The following is an 8,664-nucleotide window of genomic DNA, read 5'->3' on the forward strand; positions in this document are numbered from 1 at the left end:
CAACCCGTCCGGGACGAGCCTGCCCCTGGAGCGGCGCCGGCGGCTCCTGGAGGTGGCCGGGCGGGAGGATCTGCTGCTGCTTGAGGACAACCCGTACGGGTTCTTCTCCCGCACCGGCACCACCCCGCCCACGCTGAAGGCGCTCGGCGGGCGCCGGGTGGTCTATCTGGGCTCGTTCGCCAAGACGGCGCTGCCCGCCGCCCGGGTCGGCTATGTGCTGGCCGACCAGGAGGTGCTGGCACCCGACGGCACCCGCGGTCTGCTCGCCGACGGGCTCTCGAAGATCAAGAGCATGACCACGGTCAACACCTCAGCCATCAGCCAGGCCGTCATCGGCGGCATCCTGGTCGGGTCGGGCTGCCGCCTGCGGGAGGCGAACGCCGCCTCCACCGCCTACTACGCCGCGAACATGAACACCCTGCTCGACGCGCTCGACCGGAGTTTCCCGGCCGCCGAGCGGCACCGTCTCGGCCTCTCCTGGAACCGGCCCGACGGCGGCTTCTTCCTGGTGATGACCGTGCCGTTCACCGCCGACGCCAAAGCTCTGGAGCGCTCGGCGCGCGACTTCGGCGTCCTGTGGACCCCGATGGACAGCTTCTTCCTCGACGGCGGGGGAACCCGCCAACTCAGGCTGTCCTGCAGCGCGTTGGACCCGGAGCAGATCACGGAGGGCATCCGCCGGCTGGCCGCGTTCGTCGCCGCCCAGACCGCCGCCCCCGACGCCTGAACACGTCCGGGGCCCGGCACGCGGTGACGTGCCGGGCCCCGGACGGACCGGGTCGGTGCGGCTACGCGCCGATCGCGTGCACCCCGCCGTCCACGTGCACCACCTCGCCGGTGGTGCTGGGGAACCAGTCCGACAGGAGTGCCACGATGGCGCGGCCGGTCGGCTCGGGGTCGGTCACGTCCCAGCCCAGCGGCGCCCGCTGGGTCCACACGTCGCGGAACGTGGCGAACCCGGGGATGGACCTGGCCGCCATGGTGCGGATCGGCCCGGCCGCCACGAGGTTGCAGCGGATCCCCAGCGGACCCACGTCCCGGGCGAGATAGCGGGACGTCGACTCCAGCGCCGCCTTGGCCACCCCCATCCAGTCGTACGCCGGCCAGGCGACCGTCGCGTCGAAGGTCAGCCCGACCACCGAGCCGCCGCGCGGGCCGAAGAGCGGAAGGCAGCTCTGCGTCAGCGACTTGAGGGAGTACGCCGACACCTCCACGGCCGTCGCGACGGACTTCCAGGGCGTGTCCAGGAAGCCGCCGCCGAGCGCGTCCGGGGGCGCGTAGGCGATGGAGTGCACGATGCCGTCGAGCCCGTCGGTGTGCTCGCGGATCCGCTCGGGCAGCCGCGCCAGGTGGTCCTGGTCGGTCACGTCCAGTTCGATCACCGGTGCCGGCTTGGGCAGCCGCCGGGCGACGCGTTCCACCAGGCTGAGCCGTCCGAAGCCGGTGAGCAGCACCTGGGCGCCCTCCTCCTGGGCGATCCGGGCCGCGTGGAAGGCGATCGAGGAGTCCATCAGCACGCCCGTGACCAGCACGCGCCGACCGGCGAGCAGTCCGCTCATCGGCCGGCCACCGAGGCCTCCGCCGGGCCGCTCTGCGCTGCCGTCACGAAGTCCAGGGTGCTCGCGATCACGCCGGGATCGTCCAGGATCCTGCGGTGCCCGAGGCCCTGGGTGGTGACCAGCCGCGCCTGGTCGCCGAAGACCTCGGCCATCCGGCGGGCCTGGTCCACCCCGACCATCCGGTCGTCCTCGTCGTGGATGACCAGGATCGGCACGGTGACACCCGAGGGCTCGTACGTGGTGGAGAAGCGCTGCCAGATGTCCTTCTCGCCGGGGAAGATCCGGCTCTCTATGCGCTGCCGCAGCTCCTCCCGCAGTCTCGGCTGCAGGCCCAGCTGTCCGCAGAACTGGTCGAAGAGGAAGGTGAACTCGCCCACCTGGCTGATCGCGACGAGCCGCCGGGCCGACACCCCGGAGCGCAGCGCGAGCACCGAGGCCATGACACCGACCGAGTGGCTGATGATCGCCTCGAACTCACCGTGCTCCTCGGCCAGTTGGCCGATCACCTCACGGAAGGCGAGGACGTGTGTGGTCCCGCCGGTGGCGTCGCCGTGGGCGGGCGCGTCGTAGGCGACGGGGCTGTACCCGGCGGCGAGCAGCCCCGGCACGAACCGGGCGAAGCAGGTGCCGCGCGACTGCCAGCCGTGCGCGAGCAGCACCGGCCGCTCCCCGCTCCCCCAGCGGTAGGTGACGGCCGTCTCGCCGGCCACGCGCACCTTCTCGATGTGCGCCTGGCCGATGAGCCGTTTCTCCTCGTCGCGGGTGGCGGCGCGCTTGAGGGGGAGCCGGAAGAGACGGTAGGTGGCTTCGCCCGCCAGCCACGGGCTCACGAGGGAGAGGGTGTTGAGAGCCTTGCCGGTCAGGGCCGTGGCCTGGTCCATGTTCATCCTGTCCATGTCGTCGCGGCTCCGTCGGACGATGCCCGTCCGCCGGACTGTTCCTCGTCACTCGCGTCGCGGCCCGGTCAGCGGGCCGTGCGCCCGGCCTTGCGCCGGGTGGTGCGGGCCACGGTGAAGGCGAGTTCGGCCAGTTCGTCGCGCTGCCAGCCGAGCGCGCCGGCCGGGCTCATGCCGTCGCCCTCGTTGTTGTGGGCCAGTTCCACCGAGTACAGGTCGACGGTGCCGCGCCGCAGCAGCCGCTCGCGGAGTTCGTCGTGGGGCACCCCGGTGAGGTGGCGGTGCGAGACGGTCAGCGGCCCGTAGTCGTGGGTCCCCTCCGGTTGGAGGAGGTGCAGCACCTGTGTCTGCCGGTCGGCGGCGACCGCGGTCCGGGTCTCGCGGTAGGTGCGGATGACGGAGTGGCCGCCGTCGATCAGCCGGAAGACGCTGACGTTGCCGCGCGGGCGCCTGCCGTACTGCACCGCCTGCTGCACCAGGGTCGGCACGATGTCGGGTACGAGGGCGCTCGCGCCGTCGCCGACGAAGGCCAGCACGTTGTCGTCCCGGGTGAGGGCGACGGCGGGCACCGCCTGCAGGGCGTCGCCCATCAGGGCACGGCCGTACCAGCCGGAGAATCCCGGGCCGGTGCGCGGCAGGTTGCGCACGGCGGAGATGCCGCCGCGTCCCACGTCGTAGAGACCCGTGTAGGTGTAGTCGTGACGGGTGATCAGATCCGTTAGCAGATCGCCCAGTTGGTGGAAGAAATAGTTGGGGCTCATGGGCCGCAGCGGCAGCCGGTGCAGTACGTCGGAGGCGCTGTCGTGGGTCGCCTCGATGGCCGCGCGGCGGGCCGCCAGTACCTCGGGGTCGACCGCGAGTCCGTCGCGCAGCGCCCGCAGGAAGCCTCGGGCGTCGGCGACGACGGGGTGGTCGGTGAACGGCGCGATGTGCTCCGGGGTGTGCGTGATCTGGACGATCCGCAACTGGCGTTCCAGGGCGCGCGGCGTGAACGGCGTGGACAGTTCGGTGATCCTGCTCTTGAGCATGAACAGCGCCTGTTCGCCGCGGGCGCGCAGTCGTTCCTCGTGGTGCAGGAAGGCGTGCACCCGGGCCGAGCAGCCCATCATGCCGAGGGTGCCCAGGTACTCGGGGAGGTGTGCGCCGTCGTGGTAGCGGCTCACCGTGCCGGGGCGGGTCAGCGAGTCGGCGAGCGCGATGCCGGCCGTCCGCGCGAGGGCGTGGGTGAGGGCGCGTTCCTCCTCGTCGAGCCGGCCGCACTGCCACAGCAGGCGGGCGGGCTCCTCGTTGACCAGGCGCAGCACCGGTTCGAGCGCGCTGTCGGTGACCTGGGCGCGGACCGTCGGGGCGGCCGGTGGGGCCAACTCGGCGCCGGTGGCGGGGGTGTTGAGGACTGAGGCGCCGGCCAGCAGGACGACCGGGCCCTCGCCGGTGTCGTAGGCCTTCTGGGCGGCGGCGAGGTCCTCGGTCAGGCGGCCGGGGTCGTCGAGGTGGAAGGTGGGCAGGCCCCGGGCCCGGAACACGGCGCGGGAGTCCTCGCCCTGGTGGACGGTGCCCTGGAAGGGGAACCAGCCGCCGGGGTCGGGGTCGGCGCAGACGATGAAGCCGCGGGCGTGGGTCTCGCGCAGGTTGGCGAGGGTGCCCTTGAACTCGTCGACCATGCCGTTGGTGACGACGATGAGGAACGGCGCCTCGTCCAGCTGCCAGCGCGCCATCGCCCCGCAGGCCAGGGCGTGTTCGCTCGGCCCGCGCAGCACCGGGTTCCCGGACTGTTCCGCGGTCCGCTCCAGCTCGCCGATCAGGCCGGTCACGATGGAGCCGGTGTAGTAGTGCAGCCCCCAGGTGTCGCCGGCGCGGGCGGTGAGGAAGGAGTGCAGCCACTGGGCGAGCGCGCGCCGGGGCGCGGACTCGGCGCGGATGACCTGGGCGATGTGCCGGAACTGCGTCTGGTCCGCGAAGGCGCAGATCACGTCCGCGGCCAACAGCCAGGGTTCTTCCGGGAGTTGCTTGAGTGCGTAGGACCGGCCGAGCCGCGCCGGTGACCGGTCGAGTTCGTCGTAGACGTGCACGGTGTACGCCGACAGGTCGGCCGAGATCTCGTCCGGCAGCGCGGCGGCGAAGTCGGCCAGTGCCGCGTCCATGGTGTCCGCGAGCGGGTCGGTGCTGAGTCCGGCTGCCTGCGCGTCCACCAGCAGCAGGGTGAGGGTGGCGGTGGTGGCGCCGGTGGCCGCCGCGCGTAACGCGGTCGCGGCCTCGGGGAGGGTGCCTGCGGTCACGACGGTGGTCTCGTCGCCCTCCAGTGTGCGGGCCAGGAAGCGGTGGGCGCGGCGGGCCGTGTCCTGGTAGAGGTCGGGCCAGTCGTCGGCGTCGGCGCGGTGTCCCGGGCCGGCGCCCGCGTCGGCCAGCGCGGTCCGTACGGTGGTGTGGAAGCCGGGGCGGGAGCTGACGCTGAGGACCAGCAGCCGGTCCGCCGCGGTGGCCTCGTGCGGGGATTCCGCGGTGGTCGTGGGGGCGCTCATCGGGTCTCCCCCGTCGGTGTGCCGCCCGGTGCGGCGGGTACCGCTTCGATGACCTGCTCGGCGCGGTCGGACTGCAGCGGGGCGGGGTGCACGGCCCGGACCGTGAAGCCGGCGGTCTCCAGCAGGTCCCGGTACTCCTCCCGGGACCTGTCCCAGCCCTCCAGCATGACCAGCATCAGCAGGTCGATCAGCCGCCCCTGGGCGGCCTGCCGGGACAGGGTCGCGTCCTCGGGCACCGGCGTCTCCAGCCGTTCGAGGACGAGCAGCCGTCCGTGATCGGGCATGGCCTCGCGGACGCGGCGCAGGATCCGTACGGCCTTGTCGTCGTTCCAGTTGTGCAGCACCCGGGAGAGCGTGTAGACGTCGCCGCCCTCGGGCAGCGGGTCGAAGAAGCTGCCCGCGACGAGGTCCGTCCGGTCGGCCAGTCCCAGCAGGGTGAGCCGGTCGCGGGCGCCTTCGAGGGCGTCGGGCAGTTCGGTGAGCACCCCGCGCATCACGGGGTGGTGGGGCAGCACCTTGGCGAGCAGGCTGCCGTCGCCGCCGCCCACGTCCACGAGCGTCCTGACTCCCGTGAGGTCCACGGCGTTCAGCGCGGGCGGCACGGGTGCGGCGCCCATCGCCGCGGTGAACACGGCGGCGGCTTCCGGGTGGCTGTCGAGGTAGTCGTAGAACGGCATGCCGTAGAGGGAGTCGAAGGCCGGGGTGCCGGTGCGCAGGGTGTGGGTGATCTCGCCGAAGGAGCGGTGCACCTCCTCGCCGAACATGATCGCGGCCGAGCGGCTGGACCGGACGGTGTCGGTGCACAGCAGGCGGCCGGTCGGCGCCAGCGCGAAGACTCCCGGTTCGGGTTCGGTGAAGAGGCCCACGGAGCTGAGGACGCGCAGCAGACGGCGTAACGCGCGGGAGTCGGCGCCGGCCTCGGTGGCGAGTTCGGCGGCCGGGCGCGGTCCGTCGGTGAGGAGGTCGGGGATGCCCAACTCGGCGACGGCGTAACAGCCTTGGGCCAGCCAGCCTCCGGTGAGGATGCCCGCGAGCGTCATGCGGTCGCGGATGGAGGGGGCGGTGGCCGCCCGTTCGGGGGTGGTTGTCATGCCGCACCGTTCCTCAGCTCGGGCCGGGCCAGATACGCGCCGATCGCGCGTACGGCCTCGGCGGCGGCGATGGCGTGGCCGCGCCGGTTGGCGTGCCTGCCGTCGGCGCTCAGCAGGTTGTCGGCGTCGCCGACCGGGTGGTCGAACAGATCGATGTGGAGGGTGCCCAGGTCATGGGCGATCTCCGAGGTGGCGTCGGACAGGGCACGCAGCCGCGACGCGAACCGCTGCCGGACACCGGCGGGCAGCTGCGGCGAACGTGAGCTGTCGATCATGCTGACGGTGATCACCGTGCTGCCGCTCTCGCGCAACGCGGCGACGATGGCCCGTAGTTCGGCGGCGACCCGCTGTTCGTCGAAGGCGGGGACGAGGGTGTCGTATCCGCCGCAGGAGACGAGCGCGAGGTCCGGCCGGAACGCCAGTGCCTTGTCGAGCTGGGTCGAACGGACCAGGGCGGCGCGGGTGTTGCGGCGGCCCAGGTTGCGGTGGACGAAGTCGGTTCCGTGCCGTTGGAGGTCGGCGGCGAGTCTGTCGACCCAGGGCCGGTCGAGGTAGCCCGGCACCGGATCGCCGAGTCCCTCCACCACGCTGTCCCCCAGTGCCACGAACCGTTGCCAGGGGTGGCCGGCCAGCAGCCGGTCCGCCTCCCCCTCCGTCAGGCAGTACGGATCGAGGCGCTCCGCACCGCCGCTCTCACTCTCGTTGCGCGTCACGTGTGCGGCTGTCCCTTCTCACGTGTGTGCAGGATGGTCGACCGGCCCACAAAGGAGCACGACCGTGCATATTGTTTACCATCCCGAGGAGATAATCAATACGACCGACCGTGCTAATATCTGTGCCCTCGCTGCGTGCTCGCCGCCGCTCGGGCGACACGGCCACAGCTCCCAACGCCCAAGGAGCAAAGGGTTACTGACATGTCGACACCGATCCAGCCCGCTCCGACGCCCTTACCCCGTGCGCACACGGGCCGGACCGCCCTCGTGGTGAGCCTCTCCGCCGCCGCGATGGTCGTGTCCATGATGCAGACGCTGCTCGTGCCGATCCTCGGTCTGGTCCAGTCCTCGCTGCACAGTTCGGCCTCCGCCGTCAGCTGGGTCAACACCGCCACCCTGCTGTCGGCCGCCGTCTTCACCCCGCTGCTCGGCCGCCTCGGCGACCAGCACGGCCGTAAACGCGTACTGGTGGCGGTGGTTGTCGTGCTGCTGGCCGGCTCACTGCTGGCCGCCGTCACCCACTCGCTGCCGCTGCTGATCGTGGCCCGCGTGCTGCAGGGCAGCGCCACCGCGATCTTCCCGCTCGCGCTGGCCGTGCTGCGCCGGGAGATCCATCCCGAACGGCTCGCCGGTGCCATGGCCCTGGTCAGCGGCATGCTCGGCATCGGCAGCGGCCTCGCGCTGGTGCTCTCCGGGCTGCTGACGCAGGGCGCCGACGCCGACTACCGACGGGTGTTCTGGCTCTCGGTCGGGCTGGCCGCCGTCACCCTGGTCGCCCTGGTGGTCTGGGTGCCCGCGGACCGCGAGAGCCCGGGCGGACGCACCGACGTGCTCGGCGCGCTCAGCTTCAGCGCGTTCCTGGTGCTACTGCTGCTGCCCGTCTCCCAGGGGCAGGAGTGGGGTTGGACGTCGGGCCGGACGCTGGGCTGCTTCGTCGCGGCGGCCGTCCTGGCCGTCGCCTGGTGGGTGACCGAGAGCCGTGTGCGGGAGCCGATGATCGACCTGCCGACCTTCGTCCTGCGCCCGGTGCTGAGCACCAACATCGCCGGACTGCTCGTCGGGTTCGTGATGTTCGCCCAGTTCATCGCGCTGTCCTTCCTCGCCCAGATCCCCCCGTCGCTGGCCGGCTACGGCTTCGGCGCATCCGCGCTGCGGGCCGCCGTCGAGTACCTGCTGCCGGGCACCGCCTTCTCGCTGCTGGGCGCGCCGTTCGGCGGCATCCTGGTCAAGCGCTACGGCCCACGGCTGGTGCTGGGGCTCGGCGGGCTGCTGGGCGCGCTCGGCTCCACCTGGCTGGCCCTCGCCCACGACACGACCGCCTCGGTGATCGCCGCCAGCGCCGTCAACGGTACGGCGATCAGCTTCGCCTACGCGGCGATGCCCGCGCTGATCGTCGGCGGGGTCCCGCCCGAGAAGACCGGCATCGCCAACGGCATCAACTCCATCTCCCGCTCGGGCGGCAGCGCGATCGGCAGCGCGGTGATCACCACGCTGATGGCGGCCAACACCCTGCACGGACTGCCGCCGGGCGTGCCGGCCCTGCCCGCCGAGAGCCAGTTCACCCTCACCTTCGTGATCGGCATCGCCGTATGGCTGCTGGTCGTCCTGGTCACCGCCGTCGGCCTCTCCGGCACCCCGACCGCGCCGGCCGCCACGGTCGCCCGCTCCACCCCGAACGACAGCCGGGCCCACCTGGACGGCGCGGACCGCTAGGGCCTGTCCGGCGGATCAGGTCGCAGGAAAGCAACCGTGCCTGATGAGCGCCGGTGAGCGGGGTCTGGTGCGTCCAACTGCAAGGCGGAGGAGGGAGGCGACGCGGAGCCGTCGGCGACCGACGACAACGCCGCTGGGGGTCCCCCCACGCCTTTAGGGCAGTGGGGGAGGGC

7 protein-coding genes are annotated in these 8,664 nt (G+C 72.4%); 2 read left to right on the top strand and 5 right to left on the bottom strand.

Annotated elements, in window-relative coordinates; all coding sequences use genetic code 11:
* Nucleotides 1-727, top strand: a 727-nt coding sequence (locus tag R6V09_RS39235; protein WP_317886254.1) for an aminotransferase class I/II-fold pyridoxal phosphate-dependent enzyme, incomplete at its 5' end; no start/stop codon positions are given.
* 61 nt (nucleotides 728-788) lie between these two features.
* On the opposite strand, the gene fabI is transcribed toward R6V09_RS39235, so the two are convergent.
* The 5 genes from fabI to R6V09_RS39260 all read right to left on the bottom strand — a co-directional run bounded on the left by fabI (nucleotide 789) and on the right by R6V09_RS39260 (nucleotide 6,778).
* Entirely contained in the window at nucleotides 789-1,559 is a 771-nt protein-coding gene (gene fabI, locus R6V09_RS39240) for an enoyl-ACP reductase FabI (protein ID WP_317886255.1), read from the bottom strand.
* The gene (locus tag R6V09_RS39245) at nucleotides 1,556-2,455 is read right to left on the bottom strand and encodes an alpha/beta hydrolase (RefSeq protein WP_317886256.1); all 900 of its coding nucleotides are present in this window, start codon (nucleotides 2,453-2,455) and stop codon (nucleotides 1,556-1,558) included. Before R6V09_RS39245 ends, fabI begins: the two co-directional genes overlap by 4 nt.
* Nucleotides 2,456-2,523: 68 nt before the next feature.
* Nucleotides 2,524-4,974, bottom strand: coding sequence for a hypothetical protein (locus R6V09_RS39250; RefSeq protein ID WP_317886257.1), 2,451 nt, complete (start codon nucleotides 4,972-4,974; stop codon nucleotides 2,524-2,526).
* A complete protein-coding gene (locus tag R6V09_RS39255) occupies nucleotides 4,971-6,065 on the bottom strand; it encodes a methyltransferase (protein WP_317886258.1) in 1,095 nt (364 codons plus the stop codon). Before R6V09_RS39255 ends, R6V09_RS39250 begins: the two co-directional genes overlap by 4 nt.
* Nucleotides 6,062-6,778 carry an SGNH/GDSL hydrolase family protein gene (locus tag R6V09_RS39260; RefSeq protein ID WP_317886259.1) on the bottom strand — a complete coding sequence of 239 codons (717 nt, stop codon included), beginning with the start codon at nucleotides 6,776-6,778 and terminating at the stop codon, nucleotides 6,062-6,064. The genes R6V09_RS39255 and R6V09_RS39260 overlap by 4 nt, the downstream gene beginning before the upstream one ends.
* Nucleotides 6,779-6,979: 201 nt before the next feature.
* Between R6V09_RS39260 and R6V09_RS39265 the strand changes: the two genes are divergently transcribed.
* Nucleotides 6,980-8,491, top strand: coding sequence for an MFS transporter (locus R6V09_RS39265; RefSeq protein ID WP_317886260.1), 1,512 nt, complete (start codon nucleotides 6,980-6,982; stop codon nucleotides 8,489-8,491).
* Nucleotides 8,492-8,664 lie beyond the last annotated feature (173 nt).

Source organism: Streptomyces sp. W16, from assembly GCF_033194735.1.
Taxonomy (GTDB): domain Bacteria; phylum Actinomycetota; class Actinomycetes; order Streptomycetales; family Streptomycetaceae; genus Streptomyces.

Coding starts and splice junctions, on each gene's coding strand:
- fabI (WP_317886255.1), bottom strand. CDS start 1,559: ATGAGCGGACTGCTCGCCGGTCGGCGCGTGCTGGTCACGGGCGTGCTG.
- R6V09_RS39245 (WP_317886256.1), bottom strand. CDS start 2,455: ATGGACAGGATGAACATGGACCAGGCCACGGCCCTGACCGGCAAGGCT.
- R6V09_RS39250 (WP_317886257.1), bottom strand. CDS start 4,974: ATGAGCGCCCCCACGACCACCGCGGAATCCCCGCACGAGGCCACCGCG.
- R6V09_RS39255 (WP_317886258.1), bottom strand. CDS start 6,065: ATGACAACCACCCCCGAACGGGCGGCCACCGCCCCCTCCATCCGCGAC.
- R6V09_RS39265 (WP_317886260.1), top strand. CDS start 6,980: ATGTCGACACCGATCCAGCCCGCTCCGACGCCCTTACCCCGTGCGCAC.